This window comes from Paraburkholderia unamae (assembly GCF_003268775.1).
GTDB lineage: Bacteria > Pseudomonadota > Gammaproteobacteria > Burkholderiales > Burkholderiaceae > Paraburkholderia > Paraburkholderia unamae.
Window position 1 is genome coordinate 214,736 of sequence record NZ_QLSU01000011.1, and the last position, 16,967, is coordinate 231,702.

Genomic DNA, 16,967 nt, shown 5'->3' on the forward strand with positions numbered 1-16,967 from the left:
GCACTGCGGTTTCTCGCGCTATTTGTCTGCGGAAAGCGGGGACGTTTGGGCACCTGCTGCCTGAGTCGCCTGCTTTCCACCGGACTTGCGCTTCTTCAACCACGCAACGACTTCATCGACCATCGGGTGATGGCGTTGCGTATTCCACAGCAGCGCCGCCGTGACGACCATGATTTTCTCCTTCAACGGACGCACGACCACATTCTCGGGCGCGAGCTTGCGCATCGACGAGGGCACCAGCGCGACGCCTTGGCCGCAGCCCACATAGGCGATCTGCGAGGTGACCGTGCGCACTTCGTGCGTGACGCGCGGCGTCAAGCCATGCGAGCGGCAAACCGAAGTCAGCAGATCGAAATAAACCGGGCTCACCTGGCGAGACGACATCACCAGTTGCTCGTTCGCCAGCGACTGTAGCCGCACGCGCGGCAGCGCCGCGAGCGCATGGTCCCGCGGCAGCGCCACGGCCAGGCGATCCTCTGCAAGCGGCATCGTGGCGATCGCGCCGCCCACCTCGCCGTCGATACGCACGAACGCGAGATCGAGTTCGCCCGCTTCCAGCATGTGAATCGCATCGACACTGTCGATTTCCTGCACGAACACCGTCAGTTGCGGGTGCGCGCGCTTGAGCGCATCCAGCACCGGCGGCACGGTTTCGAGCATCGCGGACGTGATGGCGCCCACATGCAGCACGCCCGACTGACCCGCCGCCACTTCGCGCACGACCCGCTCCAGCCGCTCGACCTGCCCGGCGAACTGCCGCACGGCGGGCAGGATCGCCGCGCCTGCCGGGCTCAACTGCGTCCCCTGGCGGGAGCGGTAAAAGAGCTGCATCTTGAGCGACTGTTCGAGCACCTTGATCTGCTCGGTCAGCGGTGGCTGGGACATGTTCAGGCGTTGCGCCGCGCGCCCGAAATGCTGCTCCTCGGCGACGGCAAGGAACATCCATAACTGGCGGATCAGCCGGAAGTCGATCGTATTGTTCATGCCGGGCTCGTTGCGTGAAGGGCGGGGTGCTGTTCCGAAAATCGTATCAACAAGATACTTGATACGAAATTTACATATCAGCAGGGCAGCGCGAGGATTGTCGCACTTTTCAACGGAACTGAGCGCCATGAATCCGACTTCCACCCTCGATCGACTCGCGTCGCTGGACACCAACACGGTTTCCGACGCCCTCGACTTTCTCGGTCTGCCCGGCGCGACCTACGGTCTGCGCCCGCTGTGGGATTGCCCGAAGATCGTCGGGCGCGCCAGCACCATCCAGCTCGGCCCCAAGACCGATGCGAAGCCCACTGTGCACTTGATCTCGCCCGTTATCGACGCCGTCACCGCGAACGACCGCGTGCTGGTGATCGCAGGCGGCGCCCAGGGCATCTCGTGCTGGGGCGACATTCTCGCCAATGCCGCGAGCGCGAAGCAGATTCGCGGCTCGGTCATCGACGGCGTGAGCCGCGATATCGAAGGCAGCGAGTCGATCGGCTACCCCGTTTATGGCCGGGGCATCACGATGATCAGCGCGCGCAACCGCGTGGTCCAGATCGACTCGGGTAATCCGGTTCAGGTTGCGGGCGTCACCGTGCATGAGGACGACTATGTGATCGCCGATCGCTGCGGCACGGTGTTCGTTCCCGCCGCTCATATCGAGGCGGTGCTGGACCTGGGCGAGCGGATCGCGCGCCGCCAGGACGGCATGGTGGCGGCCGTGCGCGCCGGCCGGCCGGTGGCCGACGTCATGCACGACAAGGAATTCGAGGCGATTGCCGTTCGTTGAGCGGCACATTTCAATAAGGAGTTCTTTATATGACGAATCCCCGAAAGATCAGTGCGGACGATCAGGCGTTGGTCGCGTGCTTCGCGGGCCTCGACACGCCGGGCGTGTCGGACGCCATGGACAAGCTCGGCCTGCACGGTCAGGTCCTGGGTGTCATGCCGCTCGCCGATTACACAAAGGTCGTGGTCGGCCCCGCATTCACCGTGCGCTATGCACCGGCCAGCGTGCCGCCCGGCACCGTGGGCGACTTCATCGATGACGTGGCCGAAGGCGACGTCATCGTGATCGACAACGCCGGTCGCACCGACTGCACGGTCTGGGGCGACATCATGACCCTATACGCGGGGTTGCGCGGCATAGCGGGCACGGTGATCGACGGCGTTTGCCGCGACGTGAACAAGGCGCTGGGCGACGGCTATCCGCTCTTCACCGCGGGGCGCTTCATGCGCACCGGCAAGGACCGCGTGCAGGTCGAGGCGGTGAACGCCACGGTGGGAGTCGGCACGGTGCGCGTCGCGGCAGGCGATATCGTGGTGGCGGACGCGAACGGCGTCGTCATCGTGCCGCGCGAGCGTGCCCGCGAAGTGGCGCAAACGGCGCGTGAAATCGAACAAACCGAATCGCGCATTCGCGAACTGCTCGCGCAGGGCAAGACGCTGGGCGAGGCGCGCGCCGCACTCGGCTACCACACGCTGCAAAGGAAGCGCTAATGGAAACGATGAACACTTATGACGCGGCCTGGCTGGAGCAGGCGCGCAAGCTCGGCACTTCCACGCTGTTCGAATCCTGCGGACTGCCAACCAGTTCGGTTGATCCCGACATTCGTCCCGTCTGGGCGGGCGCCAGCGTCGCCGGCCCGGCCTATCCGCTCGAATGCTCGCCTGGCGACAATCTCTCCATTCATATCGCCATGGAGCAGGCGCCGCGCGGCAGCATACTCGTGGTGGCGACAGGCGGTTTCGTCGCGGGCTATTGGGGCGAAGTGCTGACCGTGGCCGCCGAGGCCGCGGGCGTGGCCGGACTGGTCATCGATGGCGGCGTGCGCGACATCGCGGCGCTCAAGGCGCGCCGCTTTCCGGTGTTCACGCGCGGGGTTTCCATGCGCGGCACGATCAAGGCCAGCGCGCCCTCGGTGGGGCGGCCCATCAACTTCACGGGTACGCCGGTTGCACCGGGCGACCTGCTCGTGGCCGACGACGACGGCGTGCTCGTTCTGCCCGCCGCCCATGTCGAGGCGACGCTTGCGAAGGGGCAGGCGAGGGCGGACAAGGAGGCCGTGATCATGGAACAGCTTCGCGAAGGCAAGACGACGATAGACCTGCTTGGCCTTGCGCAGTGGAGGCAGGCACGATGAGCGCAACCGGGTATGCACTCAACCGCTTCCTCGCTGCCGCAAAGCCTTCGGCCACTTACAAGGTGATGGATCGAGTGGCCGCACGGCGCGCGAGCGGCGCTGCCGTGATTTCGCTGAGCGCGGGCGAGCCGGATTTCGACACGCCCGCGCACATATGCGACGCCGCCATCGCCGCCATTCGCGGCGGTCATACGCGCTACACGCAGGTAGCGGGGCTGCGCGCCCTGCGCGAAGCCATCGCCGCGAAGTTTCAGCGCGAGAACGGCCTGGACGTGGGCTGGCGCGATACGCTCGTCTGCAACGGCGGCAAGCAGGTGATTTTCAACGCGCTGGCCGCGACCCTCAACGAGGGCGACGAAGTCATCGTGCCGGCCCCGTATTGGGTGAGCTACCCCGAGATCGTGCAGTTGTGCGGCGGAAAATCCGTGATCGTGCCGTGCGGCGTCGAAAGCGGCTTCAAGCTGACCGCCAACGCGCTTCAGGCCGTGATTACGCCGCGCACGCGCTGGCTCATTCTGAATTCGCCGTCCAATCCGACCGGCGCCGTGTATAGCCGCGCCGAACTGCGCGAACTGGCGCAAGTGCTGCTCGCGCATCCACAGGTGCTGGTGTTGTCCGACGATATCTACGAGCACCTGATCTTCGATGGACTGGAATTCTCGACGCTCGCCCAGGTGGAGCCGCGACTGCGCGAACGCGTGCTCACGATGAACGGCGTTTCGAAGGCGTATGCGATGACGGGCTGGCGCATCGGCTTCGGCACGGGCCCGCGCTGGTTGATCGACGCCATGGAGAAGCTCCAGGGGCAGCAGACGTCGGGCGCGTCGACCATCTCGCAGCATGCCGCGCTCGCCGCGCTCACGGGGCCGCAGGATTTCATCGCGCGCTCGCGTGAGCAGTTTCAGCGTCGGCGCGACCTTGTCGTCGAGCAGCTCAATGCTGCGCCGGGCCTGCACTGCGAAGCACCGCAGGGCGCGTTTTATGCATTCGCGTCGTGTGCGGGCCTCATGGGCAAGACGACGAAGGCGGGGACGCATCTCGGCGACGACGAAGCCATGGTGAACGCGTTGCTCGACGAAGCCGGTGTGGCGACCGTGCACGGCAGCGCGTTTGGCCTGGGGCCCTATATTCGTATAGCGTATGCGCTGGACGATGCCTCGCTGTTGCAAGCGTGCGCCGCGATCCAGAACTTTTGCGAGGTACTGAAGGCGTGAGTGAGCGACATGACACAACCGGAATTTAGCGGGTCGACGTTTGCATTCGCCGTCGCGGGCACGGCGCTTGAGATTTCGGCCATTCATCGTGAAGGCGATAAAGCGCCCATTGTGTTTCTCCACGGTTTCGGCTCAACGAAAGAGGACTATGCCGATATCGTTCGGCATGCTGAATTCGATGGCCATCCGTTCGTCGCGTATGACGCGCCGGGCTGTGGTGAAACGCGCTGTGCGAATCTCGCGAAGATCGATATCGCGTTTCTCGTGGAAACGGCGCTCGCCGTGCTTGAACGCGTGCGGTTCGAACGCTTTCATCTGGTGGGGCATTCCATGGGCGGGTTGACGGCGTTGATGCTGGCGCACCGGTGTCCCGAGCGGGTTCTCAGCTTCGTCGATATCGAAGGCAATATCGCGCCCGAGGATTGTTTTCTCAGCAGACAGATCGCTGATTATCCGCGTGAGAATGCGGAGCGCTTCTTCAGCGACTTCATCGAACGCACGCGGCACGCGCCCGCCTACGCGAGCGCGCTTTATGCGGCGAGTTTGCGTCACAAGGTGAGGGCCGAAGCGGTGGGGCCGATTTTCCGCTCGATGGTCGCGCTTTCCGATCACGGCGATCTGATGGATAAATTCCTCGGCTTGCCGTTTCCGCGCATGTTCATGTACGGCGAGCAAAACGCATCGCTTTCGTACCTCGACGCGATTGCCGAGCAGGGCGTCGTTCTGGCCGAGATCGCGAACTGCGGACATTTCCCGATGTATTCGAATCCCGTGGCGATGTGGCAGTCGATTGCCGCGCTCCAGCGCGGCATTTGACGATTGTGAGCACAGCGAGCGCCGCGTTCGACGGCGCTCGCACTTGCGCGGCAACCACTGCCGCGCTGCGCTTTTCCTTGTCGATCAAGGAAGCGACAGGACTCAGCATCACCGCGCAATAGCGGCAGACCAAAAAATAGTACGTGATGCGCTTGTGAGTCGAACTGTCACGAATTTCAAAGCGCGCATTGCACATTCAAGGTCGCGTTAAACGGCAGTGAAAGAAAAAAATTATTCCGCTTTAAATAATTTCCCGTTCCGCCAAACCTTTCAATTACCTTAATATTGATGGCGTATTTAACATTCATCCCGTAATGCAAAAATTCGTCTGATCATTAACATTTGTTACAAATTATTCCGTTGACCGGGGCCAATCGCTCTCGTTATTCTTACGACGATTTCGATCGTTGCACTCCATGCAAGAAATAGTTGCATGATCTGCGCGCCGGAGCCAGGTAGAGCGGTAATAATTCCCGCTCTGAACGCGGCCCCGCTATCACGTAGTCCTGTTTGTCTCGCGACCCGGTAATTTCAATGCCTTGATTATGGGCAGGGGAAAATATTGCCTTTTTAAATTGCACTACTAAGCGAGTTAGATGAAGGGCTCTATTTAAAGCAATGACTCAGGGTGACGGCGGTTTTAACGAAAAAGTCATCTGTCAACCAACGGTAGGAGCACATCATGATTAAAACCAGTCGCGCAGTTAAGCCCGCAGGTCAACTTCCTGGCCGCCGCAGCCGCCAACGCGGTCAGGGCATGACCGAGTACATCATCATCGTCGCGCTGATCGCGGTCGCCGCCATTGGCGTGTACGCAGCGTTCGGCCAGACCATCCGCAACCAGACGGCAGGCCTCGCACTCGAAATGGCCGGCGATTCGAATTCGGCAAACGCCATCAAGAACGCCGATACGTCGGCGGGCAATGCGAGCTCGAAGGCGAATCAGAACAAGACGTTGAGCACGTATAACAACGGCAACCACTAAGCCGTCACTAATCCGTTAGAGTGCGGCACAGCGATGAAACTCCATTCCGAACGGCATTGCGGTCGACGCAGGCAGCGTGGGCAGGCGCTGCCGTTCGCCCTGGTTTTCCTCGTGGTCGGCGCGGCCGCGTTGTATCTGGCGTTCAACGCAGCCCAACTGGCTCACGCGAAAACCAAGGAGCAGGATACGGCGGATTCGGCCGCGTACAGCGTTGGCGTGCTACAGGCGCGCGACCTCAATTTCGCGGCCTATACGAATCGCGCGATGATCGCCAACCAGGTGGCCGTCGCGCAAATGGTCAGCATCAAGTCGTACGTCGACGAACTCGCGGGCACCTATTCGAACTCGCACTGGTTCGATGAATTCATCGAGTCCTCGGCCGTGCTTTCCGAGCCGTGGATCATGCCGAAAGAAACGGGCTCCACGGTGCTCAACGTCGCGAAGAGCGCGCTCGACACCGGCACGCGCCTCGCGTCCGTCGCGCTCGACGGGCTGGACAAGATCCTGAGCCTCGAGCAGGCGGCGTATCACGATCTGATCATCCTGCAAATTCCCGTGGTGGCGGAGGAAGTCGCGCAGGCGAATGAGCCGAACTCGCACGTCACCAAGACGTATTTCGCCACGCGCGGCGCGCCCGCGTTGCTCTCGACGCTGAACTTCTCGCAGTCCAACACGCCCGCCGGTACGACCGGCAAGGACCGCTTTGCCGATGTCGTGACCGACAAGACGACGCTCGATCAGTTCGTGCAACAGCGCGGCGCGAACATTCGCGATCCGTTCGTGGCCAGCATCATCGAATGGTGCCCCGGCGCCAGCTTTATCGCGGCGGACAACAATCACCTGGGCGGCACGCAGCTTCGGCAGGACAAACGCGGCTGGGAGAGTCTCGATGCGACCGACGTGAACGGCGGCTGGCTCTGCTACTTCGAGATCGGTGCGGTAGGCGGCCCGATCATCGACGCCGCCGGATCGGGCGGCGCGGCAACCGGGCCCGGTAGTTCGTATTCCGGCAAGCGCGGATATGGCGGCTTCAATAACTTCGGCGGCTCGCTCACCAGCGCGCTCGCGGGCATCGCCGCGCGCGAGCAGTATTACAAGGGACCGGGCAGCTCGCTCTCGTCCAGCGAAGCAGGGCTGCAACCTTACCGCGAACTGGCGTCGCTCAAGACGCCCACGGACGGCGCGGACTTCAACCGCGCACCGGCCATCACGGTGGAAGTGCAGCGCGCGTCGTCCACGGTGTCCACCACGGACCAGCTTCGCATTGCGAGTGGCCGCTTGCAGGTTGCGGACGGCACCGCGAACAACCAGATGCGTGCCGTTTCCAGCGCGAGCGCGTACTTCATTCGCCCCGCCGACGCCTCAGGCAGCGCGGCAGGCGCGTTGATGAATCTCGCGCACTGGCGGCGCAGCGACAACAAATGGGAATACCCGAGCTTGTTCAACCCTTACTGGCAATCGTCGCTCGTGGACACCAATCTCGCGGCAATCGAAGCGGCGGACGTCGCGCAATCGGCGGGGGCGCCATGAGAGCGCATCGCAACATGTACGCCTCGCGTTCGCGCAGCCGCAGCGGTGCGCGTGGTCAGGCGATGGTCGAAGTGCTCGTGGTGGCGGGCAGTGCGCTCATCATCGCGTTTCTCGCGCTGCATATGCTCGGCCATCTGAGCGACGCGCGCGACCGCACGCTATCGGCGTCGCGCTACGCCGCGTGGGAGCGCACCGTCTACTTCGACGACGCGAGCTGGGCGCCCACGTATGGCAACGCGATTACCAAGAGCGACGCACAGATCCGCAGTGAGATCGCGCAGCGCGTGCTTGGCCACGACACGAGCCTCACGTCGAACGACGGCTCGGCCAACGCGCTCGCGTCGGCGCCCGAGCCGTTGTGGCGCGACGTGGCGGGCAAGGACATGCTGCAACGCTACAACGACTTGCAGATGAGTTCATCCAGCGGGAGCACGGGCACGGCCGCCGACAAGGCGCTCAACGCGCTCGGGTTCGTGAGCGGCATCGGCGCGGGCTTCGATCTGCCGGTCAACAACCAGCAGCGCGCAAACGTTTCACTGCATCTGGGCTACAACAGCCCGACGCTCTCAAAGCTTTGGCCCTCATGGCAAGGTGTGACGTTCGCGGATCACAACGCAGTGCTAACCAATACGTGGACGCCGGACGGCAGCGACAAGGCGAAGGCGATGATCGCCAACGCCGTGCCGACGGCGAAGGGCTCCGTGCTCGCCTACGGGCTCGACGTGCTCGCGCCGCTCGGCATCGACATCACCCATCTGGATCTCGGGCGCATCGAACCGGACGTGGTGCCGAAAGACCGCCTGGGGAGCCGGTGATGCGCATGGTCAAAGCGATCTTCGCGTGCGTGCTGGCCGGCGCGGCGGCACACGCCAGGGCGGATGACACGTGCGGCGAGATGCCGGTGGCCGGACAGAAGGTCGAATGGATCGGCCACGACATGGTGGTCAACGGCACGCCCACGCAGGCGGCGCTCATCACCTTCAACCTCACGTCGAACCAGGTGGCCGGCGCCTTCACGCAATACTGGCAGCGGCGCGGCGTGGCCACGCACCGCATGCAGGACAAGTCGATGCTGCTGGTGAGCGCGCTATCGGCGCAATGCAGTTACACACTGCAATTGCCGCTGGACCAGTCGGCGCCGGTACGCGGCCTCTATAGCGCGATGCGCCTGGGCGAGGCGGCGGCGCTGCCGCGCATGCTGCGGCCCGCGAACTACCCGTTGCCCTCGGGCCGGATCCTGCTGGACATGACGAGCAGCGACGGAGGAAAGCTCGCGCGCACCGTGCAGATGTCCTTGCCCGAACCGTCGCTCGCGCAGGCGAGCGCGGATTACGCGCAGTTGCTCAAGCGCGCCGGCTGGCATGCCGTCGCGGGCGGCGCTGCGGTGGGCAGTGCGGGCAGTGCGCCGTTTGGGTATGCGCTCGCCATGCAAAAGGACGCTTATCGCCTTGACGCCGCGTTCACGCAGGCGCGAGGCTCGACTTCGGTGGTGATCAATGTCTCTTACGAATAAGGCGGGCAAAGGCCGTGGGGTTCGACGCCGCGCGCCGCGCGCCCGCGAGGCCGGTCAGGCGTATGTCGAATACGTGTTGATCGTACTGCTTATCGTCGTCGCGCTGATCGGCGGCGACCACTCGGTCATGGCGCAATTGCTCGCGGCATTCAAGTCGTTCTATTCCGCGTACTCGTACGCGTTGTCCATGCCCTGAACCAGTCAAACGTGGCTCATCATGATGTTGAAAAGAATTAAAACTCGCACGCTCATCAATAACCCGTGGGTTCTGCTCGGCGTAGCCGTGGTGGCGGCCGGCTTGCTCACGTGGTGGATGTTCCGCTACATGTCGGGGCGTGAGGCCGCCATGCGCGAATCGCTCATGGAATCCATGCAGACGCAGAACCAGGTCGCCGTGGTCGTGCCGGTCGCGGATCTCAAGCCCGGCGCGCCGCTCACGTCGGAAAACTTCGCGGCGCGCGAAGTGCCCGCCGATTTCGTCTACGACGACACCGTGCGCGCGAAAGACTTCGACTCGATGTCGGGCCTCACGCTCGTGCGCCCCGTGAAGCGCGGCACGCCCGTACGCCGGGCCGACGTTTCGGCGTACAACGTGCGCGATTTCAGCGACATGCTCAAGCCCGGCATGCGCGCGCTGACGATCGATATCGACGCTACGAATTCGGCAGACAACATGCTTCAGCCGGGCAACCGCATCGACCTGTTTCTCGTTGCGCCGTCCACGAGCAATTCGGGCTCGGGCGATCCGGGCCAGTCGGCGCACCTCCTGCTCTCGGATCTCACGGTCATCGCCACGGGCCGCGACACGCGCCCGCGCGACTATGGCGAAGCGATGTCGCGCCAGGACGATGGCCAGCAGCGCTCGGGCTACGACAGCGTGACGCTCCAGGTGAACCCCGAGCAGGCCGCCCGGATCGCGCTCGCGCAAAAGGTGGGCACGCTGCGCGCGGTATTGCGCAATCGCGCGGACAAGGCGGCCACGCCGCCGGTCGCCGTCCAGCAGGCCGCGCTCTTTGGCGACGACGACAACGGCGGCATTCAGTACATCGTGGGCGGCAAGGGCGACAGCAACGTCTCGACGCGGCCCGCGCTCGACGCAAAGACGCTGCCTGGCGAACCGGCGGCGGCCCGCAATGTCGCCGACGTCCAGCAGCGCATGGCGGCGCTCACCGACGCCCAGCAGCGCGCGATGCAACAGATTCAGGACGCCGTGAGCGGAACCGGCCGCACGAAGTGATCCGCGAGCCGGCCGGGCGCGCGGTCCTCCATTCCAATCAAAAGAAGTCAGAAGAAGTGAAACAGCCATGACGATCGAACGAAAACGCGGAACGAGGCATATCGCCCGGGGAATGCGCCTCTTTTGCGCCATGAGCCTCGTCGTGCCGTCCATTCACGGGCATGCCGAGGGGGAAGCCGTGGCGTCCGGGCCGGTGTTCGCTTCGGCCGCCGTGGCAAGCCCCGCGTCGGCCGTGCCCGCCTCTGCGGTGTCAGCGACGCAAGCCGCGCAAAGCGATGTTGCGCCCGAAGCGGCCAGGCCGCCCGCGCCCGCGTTGCCCCCGGCTACCATGCGCCGTGTGAAGTATCGGCCCGCAGCCGCCGCGCCGGACGCGGACGACGCGGTGGTGGAGTACGCGCAGGGCGCGCCGTCCACGCTCTATCTGTACAAGGGCGAGGTCAAGGTGATTCCGGTGCCTGGCCGCGTCAAGCGCGTGGCCGTGGGCAACGGCGACGTGGTGAACGCCTCGGTGGTCGATCATCAATTGCTGTTGCTCGCGCAACAATCAGGCGACACGTCGCTCGTGGTCTGGAACGAATCGGGCATAGCGCTGCGCACCAAGATCTCCGTGTCCGAGCAGGATCGCGCCACCACGCTGTCGCGCTTGCAGCATTCGCTTGGCTTCGTCGAGGACCTGCGCATCGACGCCGACGGCAATCGTTTCGTGGTGCGCGGCAAGGTGCACCCGGAGCAAAAGGATCTCGTGAAGGCCGCGCTTGCGGGCTTGCCCGATGTCGTGAACCTGATCGAGCCCGACGACGGCGCGTCGCTCAAGAAGACGGTTCACTTCAAGATGGACATTCTGGAAATTTCGAAAACGGCCGAGCGCAATCTCGGCATTGCGTGGGACCAGCAGATCAACGGCCCGCAGGCGTCGGTCGCGGGCAATGCGATCCGCACGGGCCGCTACAAGCCGTTGCCCGACACCGGCACGGCCGTGTTCGACAACGCGCCGAGCATGGCGGGGGGCGCGGCGAGCGGAGCTTTCCTCGGCATCGCGACGTCGATCTTCTCGAAGATCAATCTGCTCGTTGACGACGGCGACGCGTACATTCTCGCTTCGCCGGAATTGAATTCGCGCAGCGGCGGCAAGGCCACGTTCCTCTCGGGCGGCGAAGTGCCGATTCCTGTTTCGGCGGGCTTCGGCGCGCAGGACGTGATCTACAAGGAGTACGGCATCCGTCTGGAGATCGCGCCCACGGTGGACGCGCACAACATTATTTCCACGGACCTGCTCACGGAAATCAGCCAGATCGATCCCACCGTGCAGGTGCAGGGTTATCCGGCGTTCATCACGCGGCGCACCACGTCGCAGCTTTCGGTGAGGCCGGGCGAAACGCTGGCGCTGGCCGGGCTCATCAACGCTGACGCGTCGACGGCCATCGACAAGATGCCGTTGCTGGGCGACCTGCCCGTGCTCGGGCACCTGTTCAAGTCCACCGATTTCCGCAACAACAAGAGCGATCTCATCGTGCTCGTGACGCCGTATATCGTGGACGCGGACAGCGAAAAGATGACCGAACTCACGACGAACGGCTCCGATATTCAGGCCGATTACCGCAGCGAATACGGCAACCCGAGCCCGCTGCCGGACGCCAACGCGCGGCGCGAGCAGGCGCTGCGCGAGGAAGAGGAGAAGCGCGCGCGCCGCAGCGCGGTCTTGCCCGCTCCGGACGAGACCAATCGGGCGATGTACGGACATTGACGCGAAAGGCGGTGAGCGATGGAAGACGATCAGCAATTGCAGGTATCGATCACGGGCCGTGACGGCCGGGCGCAGACGCATGCCTTGACGAAGCGCGCGACGCTCGGGAAAGACCCGGCCTGTGACATCGTGCTCAAGGGACTGTTGATCGGCCGGGTGCAGGCCATCATCGAACCGCGTAACGGGCATTGGTATATCGAGGACAAGGGCGGCCTTGCCTCGACGCTCGTGAACGGCGCGCCGATCACGTCGTATGGTCCGCTCACTGGCGCGGACTCGATCGAGATCGCCTCGTTTCGCATTGCCGTCGCGCGTGGCGAGCAAGGCGCGTCGCAGGCGCTGCATCTGGTGGAGGCCGGTGCCGCGCGCGAAGGCGTGAGCGATGCCAAGGCCGCGGGCGAGTCGATGAATACGGCGGCCATGCCGGTGGTTCAGGCACAAAACGTTGCGCGCGAAACCATCGAGGCCAATTCCGCCACGTCCGTCGAATCGGCGCAAATGCTGCGCACGGGCACGGATGGGCTCGCCATGGCCGGTGCGATGCCCAAGGGCGTCGTGGCGATGCCGCGCGAGCGCCCGGCGCCGCCGCCCGTCATGCGTGCGCCGCAGCCTGCCGTGAGCACGACGGCTTCGCCTGTGTCCGGCGCGATGCGCGCCGCGCCCGAGGACGCACAGGAACTTCAGTGGCTCAACACCCCCGAAGGGATCGAGTTGCGCAAGAGCGGTCACGCACGGCTGATCGCGGCAATCGACCTGCGGCGCCTGAATGTCGCGCGCATGAGCGAAGAGGAGCTTTCCACGACTGTGGGCGGCCTGCTGCGCACGGTGCTCTCGTCGGATCCGACCTTCGCGCGGCCCGGTATTCCCACAGAGGCGCTTTTTAAAAGCATCTTCGACGAAGTGATCGGCCTCGGCCCGCTCGAATCGTTGCTCGCCGATGAGTCGATCACGGAAATCATGGTCAACCGCTACAACGAAATCTTCGTCGAACGCGGTGGCCAGCTCACGCGCTCCTCCACGATCTTCACCGACGATCAGGCGGTGCTCGGCGCGATCGAGCGCATCGTCGCGCCGCTTGGCCGGCGCATCGACGAAAGCTCGCCGATGGTCGACGCGCGCCTGAAGGACGGCTCGCGGGTCAACGCAGTGATCCCGCCGCTCGCGCTCAAGGGGCCGAATATCACGATCCGGAAGTTTTCGAAGCGCAAGCTGCAAGGCGAGGACCTCGTGCGCTTCGGCTCGCTTTCGCCGCACATGATCGAGTTTCTGCGCGTGGCGGTGGAGCGGCGCGCCAATATCGTCATTTCGGGCGGCACGGGCTCGGGCAAGACGACACTGCTCAACGTGCTGTCGAATTTCATTCCGGATAACGAACGAATCGTGACTGTGGAAGACGCGGCCGAACTCCAGCTTTCGCAAAGCAACCTCGTTTCGCTGGAGGCGCGGCCCGCCAACATGGAAGGCAAGGGCGCGGTGCACATTCGCGATCTCGTGAAAAACACGTTGCGCATGCGCCCCGACCGCATCGTGGTGGGTGAATGCCGGGGCGGCGAAGCGCTCGACATGTTGCAGGCCATGAACACCGGCCATGACGGCTCGCTCACGACGGCGCACGCCAACTCGCCGCGCGACTGCCTTTCGCGTCTTGAAGTGATGACGTTGATGGCCGGTCTGGACTTGCCCGTGCATGCGATTCGCGAGCAGGTGGTGTCGGCCGTCGATCTGATCGTGCAGCAAACGCGCTTTTCGTGTGGCACGCGCCGCGTGACGCACGTGACCGAGGTGAGCGGCATCGAGTCGGGCACGGTGCAGATGCAGGATGTGTTCGTGTTCCGCCAGAGCGGCTACAACAGCGAAGGCAAGGTGCAGGGCACGTTTCATTCCACGGGGTATATCCCCGACTTCTACCAGGATCTGATCCGTCGCGGCATCCAGGTCGATACCTCCATCTTCCAGGAGTGAACGGAGTCTGCCGATGAGTACTGCATGGATGTTGGGCACGGTGTTCGTGCTGCTGACCGTGGTGATGTGGTGTGTCGTCTCGCAGGGCAAGACGTGGTTCGTGCGCCGCACGGCCCGCGTGGGCGACGAGGTGGGCTCGAACCTCGCCGACCTGTTCATCTTCATCAACACGCAGCAGGTGGCGGCGATGAGCGCGCTCGCGGTGGTCGCGATTCCGCTCGCGGTTTATGTGGTGTCGCAGAGCATCGTCATGACGGTGATCGCCGTGCCGGCCAGCCTGCTCGCGCCGCGCTTCATCGTGCGGCGCATTCAGACCCGCCGCTTGCAGCAGATCGACCGCCAGTTGCCCGATGCGCTGCTGATGGTGGCGAGCGCGTTGCGGGCCGGCGCGAGCTTTCCCGTGGCGCTCGAAAGCGCGGCGCAGGAATCGCGCCCGCCGATTTCTCAGGAACTCGCGCTGCTGATTCGCGAGATTCGCCTGGGCGTGGATATGGCCGATGCGCTCACGCACATGGAAAAGCGCATTCCGATGCAGGACTTTCTGATGGCGACGGCGGCCATTTCGATTTCGCGCGAAGTGGGCGGCAATCTCGCTGAAACGCTGGAGACGGTGGCGCGCACGCTGCGCGACAAGCAGCAGATGGAAGGCAAGATCCGCTCGCTCACGGCGCAGGGCAAGGCGCAGGGCTGGGTGATGACGCTCCTGCCCGTCTTTCTGATGCTGGTGCTCAGCCATATGGAGCCGACCGCCATGGAGCCGCTTTTCAACAAGCCGATTGGCTGGGCCACGCTGGCGGTGATCGCGGTGATGGAGTTCCTTGGCTACAAGGCCATTCAGAAGATAACCAACATCGACGTGTGATGACGCTATCCATCGTACTGGCCTTCGGCCTCTTTCTCGGCCTGATCGTATTTCTCGGTCTCATCGCGCGTTCGCTCGCCATGCTCGGCAAGCGGGTGCCCGGCGAGGACCGCGAGTTTCTCGATCCGCTTTCCACGCCGCTGCGCGTGCTGTGGCCGCTCGTGCGCTTTCTCGACTTTCATTTCGGGCGTCTGTACCCGCCGGGCATCGTCAAACGCGTCGAACTGCAACTGCAATTGACCGGCCGAAGCTATCTGCTTTCGGCGCGCCAGTTCATTTCGCTCTCGCTCGTGGCAGCGGCCATTGCGCTGACCATGGCGTTGCTGGTCGCGCGCTGGCTCGGCAGCAGCAGCCTGATGTTTCCGCTCGCGGCGGCTTTGCTGGGCTCGCTCTTGCCGCGCTTGTGGCTGCGCGATATTCGCGCGCGCACGGTCAAGCAGGTGGAAAAGCAGTTGCCCGTGTATCTCGACTTTCTCACGCTCAGCATGGAAGCGGGGCTGAACCTGAACGGCTCGCTCACGCAGGCCGTGAGCAAGGGTCCGGGCGGGCCGCTCAAGCGCGAGTTCGAACATGTGTTGCGCGACCTGAAGTCGGGCCTGCCGCGTGCCGATGCGTTGCGCCGCATGGACGACCGCTTGCAGATTCGCGAGGTGACCAACTTCGTGAGCTCGGTGGTGCAGTCCGAACGCATGGGCGGCAGCATCGCGACCACGCTGCGTTTCCAGTCCGAGCAGCGCCGCACGGAGCGTTTCCAGCGCGCGGAGAAGCAGGCCATGGAAGCGCCGGTGAAGCTTATCTTTCCGCTCGTGGTGTTTATTTTTCCGGTCACGTTCATCGTGCTCGGCTTTCCGATTGTGATGAAGTTCATGCAGGAGGGGCTGCTGTGAAGACCGCGCGCATTGCCGCGGCGGGCAAGCCGCTCGCCCTCGACCTCGACGTGACCACGGGCATGTTCGACCGCCTGAAGGGATGGATGGGCCGGCGCTCGATCGCGGAGCGCGACGCGCTGCTGATCGAGCCGTGCAATTCGGTGCACACCTGGTTCATGCACGCGCCGATCGACGTGGTCTTCATGGACCGCGCGCGCCGCATCGTGAGCGTGCGCGACAACGTGGGGCCGCGGCGACTGTGCGCGCACTGGCGCGCGGCGGCGGTGCTGGAACTCCAGGCAGGCCGCCGCCTGGCGCTCGGTCTCACGCCCGGCATGCAGCTCGAAATCGAAGCCGGGGGCGCGTGATGATGCGGGCGCAACGTTCTCCATTTGCCGGCCGCTCGCGCGCGGGCGCACCGCGCAAGCAGCGCGGACAATCGGCCACGGAGTTCATCATCGTGATGCCGGTGCTTTTGCTGCTTTGCCTCGGCATGATCCAGTTCGCACTGCTGTATCAGGCCAAGAGCACGGTGAACTATGCAACGCTCCAGGCGGCGCGCGCGGGGGCGGTGGAAAACGGCCGCAAAGCCGCGATGCTCAATGGATTCGGCCGTGGTATCGCACCGCTTTTCGCGCATGCCAACGGTCTCGCCACGCAGCAGATGGCGGTGGTCACGGCAACGGTCGAAGCGCGCAATCCGGGCATTACGTCGCTTACGGTCATCAACCCGACAACTGCGGCGCTCTCGGATTTTGGCCGCTCCAACTATTACGCGGGCACGAGCGTGACCGAGATTCCCAACGACACGCTGATGTACCGGAACACGCAACCGGGCGCGAGTTCGGGGCTGTCGATCCAGGACGCGAACCTGCTGAAAATCAGCGTGACGTATTGCTACGATCTCTACGTGCCGTTCATCAATCGTGTGATCTTCTATCTGGTGAACGGCATCAGCAATATTTATTCGACCGGCAATAGCGGTGGCCTGGGGCTGCCTGGCAATATGAATCGCTGCTATGCCTATTCGTCGGCGTCGGGCGATTTTCGTATTCCTATCGAGTCCGAAGCGATCGTGCGGATGCAGTCGCCGTTTCGCGGAGGCTGAGC

Annotated in this window: 18 protein-coding genes; 17 read left to right on the forward strand and 1 reads right to left on the reverse strand. The window is 64.0% G+C overall.

Annotated elements, in window-relative coordinates:
• Positions 1-18: 18 nt before the first annotated feature.
• Positions 19-984: a LysR substrate-binding domain-containing protein gene (locus C7401_RS19895; RefSeq protein ID WP_112173109.1), complete on the reverse strand. Its 966-nt coding sequence runs from the start codon at positions 982-984 to the stop codon at positions 19-21.
• 127 nt (positions 985-1,111) lie between these two features.
• On the opposite strand from C7401_RS19895, the gene C7401_RS19900 reads away from it, so the two are divergent.
• The 17 genes from C7401_RS19900 to C7401_RS19980 all read left to right on the forward strand — a co-directional run bounded on the left by C7401_RS19900 (position 1,112) and on the right by C7401_RS19980 (position 16,965).
• Entirely contained in the window at positions 1,112-1,771 is a 660-nt protein-coding gene (locus C7401_RS19900; protein WP_112173110.1) for an RraA family protein, read from the forward strand.
• Between the two features lie 29 nt (positions 1,772-1,800).
• Positions 1,801-2,481 carry an RraA family protein gene (locus C7401_RS19905; RefSeq protein ID WP_112173111.1) on the forward strand — a complete coding sequence of 227 codons (681 nt, stop codon included), beginning with the start codon at positions 1,801-1,803 and terminating at the stop codon, positions 2,479-2,481.
• A complete protein-coding gene (locus C7401_RS19910; RefSeq protein WP_112173112.1) occupies positions 2,481-3,125 on the forward strand; it encodes an RraA family protein in 645 nt (214 codons plus the stop codon). Before C7401_RS19905 ends, C7401_RS19910 begins: the two co-directional genes overlap by 1 nt.
• Complete coding sequence (locus tag C7401_RS19915) at positions 3,122-4,339, forward strand: pyridoxal phosphate-dependent aminotransferase (RefSeq protein ID WP_112173113.1); 1,218 nt, start codon at positions 3,122-3,124, stop codon at positions 4,337-4,339. The genes C7401_RS19910 and C7401_RS19915 overlap by 4 nt, the downstream gene beginning before the upstream one ends.
• A 9-nt stretch (positions 4,340-4,348) precedes the next feature.
• Positions 4,349-5,155: an alpha/beta fold hydrolase gene (locus C7401_RS19920; RefSeq protein ID WP_112173189.1), complete on the forward strand. Its 807-nt coding sequence runs from the start codon at positions 4,349-4,351 to the stop codon at positions 5,153-5,155.
• A gap of 682 nt (positions 5,156-5,837) precedes the next feature.
• Positions 5,838-6,140, forward strand: coding sequence for a Flp family type IVb pilin (locus C7401_RS19925; protein ID WP_112173114.1), 303 nt, complete (start codon positions 5,838-5,840; stop codon positions 6,138-6,140).
• Positions 6,141-6,173: 33 nt separating this feature from the next.
• The gene (locus tag C7401_RS19930; RefSeq protein ID WP_112173115.1) at positions 6,174-7,670 is read left to right on the forward strand and encodes a TadE/TadG family type IV pilus assembly protein; all 1,497 of its coding nucleotides are present in this window, start codon (positions 6,174-6,176) and stop codon (positions 7,668-7,670) included.
• Positions 7,667-8,485, forward strand: coding sequence for a hypothetical protein (locus tag C7401_RS19935; protein ID WP_112173116.1), 819 nt, complete (start codon positions 7,667-7,669; stop codon positions 8,483-8,485). The genes C7401_RS19930 and C7401_RS19935 overlap by 4 nt, the downstream gene beginning before the upstream one ends.
• A 5-nt stretch (positions 8,486-8,490) precedes the next feature.
• Positions 8,491-9,183, forward strand: a complete 693-nt coding sequence (locus C7401_RS19940) for a hypothetical protein (protein WP_146757955.1) — start codon at positions 8,491-8,493, stop codon at positions 9,181-9,183.
• Entirely contained in the window at positions 9,167-9,379 is a 213-nt protein-coding gene (locus C7401_RS19945) for a hypothetical protein (protein ID WP_112173118.1), read from the forward strand. The genes C7401_RS19940 and C7401_RS19945 overlap by 17 nt, the downstream gene beginning before the upstream one ends.
• Positions 9,380-9,400: 21 nt before the next feature.
• A complete protein-coding gene (gene cpaB, locus C7401_RS19950; protein WP_258397163.1) occupies positions 9,401-10,420 on the forward strand; it encodes a Flp pilus assembly protein CpaB in 1,020 nt (339 codons plus the stop codon).
• Positions 10,421-10,487: 67 nt separating this feature from the next.
• Positions 10,488-12,164 (forward strand): type II and III secretion system protein family protein, encoded by a 1,677-nt coding sequence (locus C7401_RS19955; RefSeq protein WP_112173119.1) that lies wholly within the window; start codon positions 10,488-10,490, stop codon positions 12,162-12,164.
• A gap of 18 nt (positions 12,165-12,182) precedes the next feature.
• On the forward strand, positions 12,183-14,126 hold the full coding sequence (locus tag C7401_RS19960; RefSeq protein WP_112173120.1) for a TadA family conjugal transfer-associated ATPase: 1,944 nt from the start codon (positions 12,183-12,185) through the stop codon (positions 14,124-14,126).
• Between the two features lie 13 nt (positions 14,127-14,139).
• A complete protein-coding gene (locus C7401_RS19965; RefSeq protein WP_112173121.1) occupies positions 14,140-14,988 on the forward strand; it encodes a type II secretion system F family protein in 849 nt (282 codons plus the stop codon).
• Positions 14,988-15,875: a type II secretion system F family protein gene (locus tag C7401_RS19970; protein ID WP_112173122.1), complete on the forward strand. Its 888-nt coding sequence runs from the start codon at positions 14,988-14,990 to the stop codon at positions 15,873-15,875. Before C7401_RS19965 ends, C7401_RS19970 begins: the two co-directional genes overlap by 1 nt.
• Positions 15,872-16,225, forward strand: a complete 354-nt coding sequence (locus C7401_RS19975) for a DUF192 domain-containing protein (protein WP_112173123.1) — start codon at positions 15,872-15,874, stop codon at positions 16,223-16,225. Before C7401_RS19970 ends, C7401_RS19975 begins: the two co-directional genes overlap by 4 nt.
• The gene (locus C7401_RS19980) at positions 16,225-16,965 is read left to right on the forward strand and encodes a TadE/TadG family type IV pilus assembly protein (protein WP_258397164.1); all 741 of its coding nucleotides are present in this window, start codon (positions 16,225-16,227) and stop codon (positions 16,963-16,965) included. The genes C7401_RS19975 and C7401_RS19980 overlap by 1 nt, the downstream gene beginning before the upstream one ends.
• Positions 16,966-16,967: the final 2 nt, after the last annotated feature.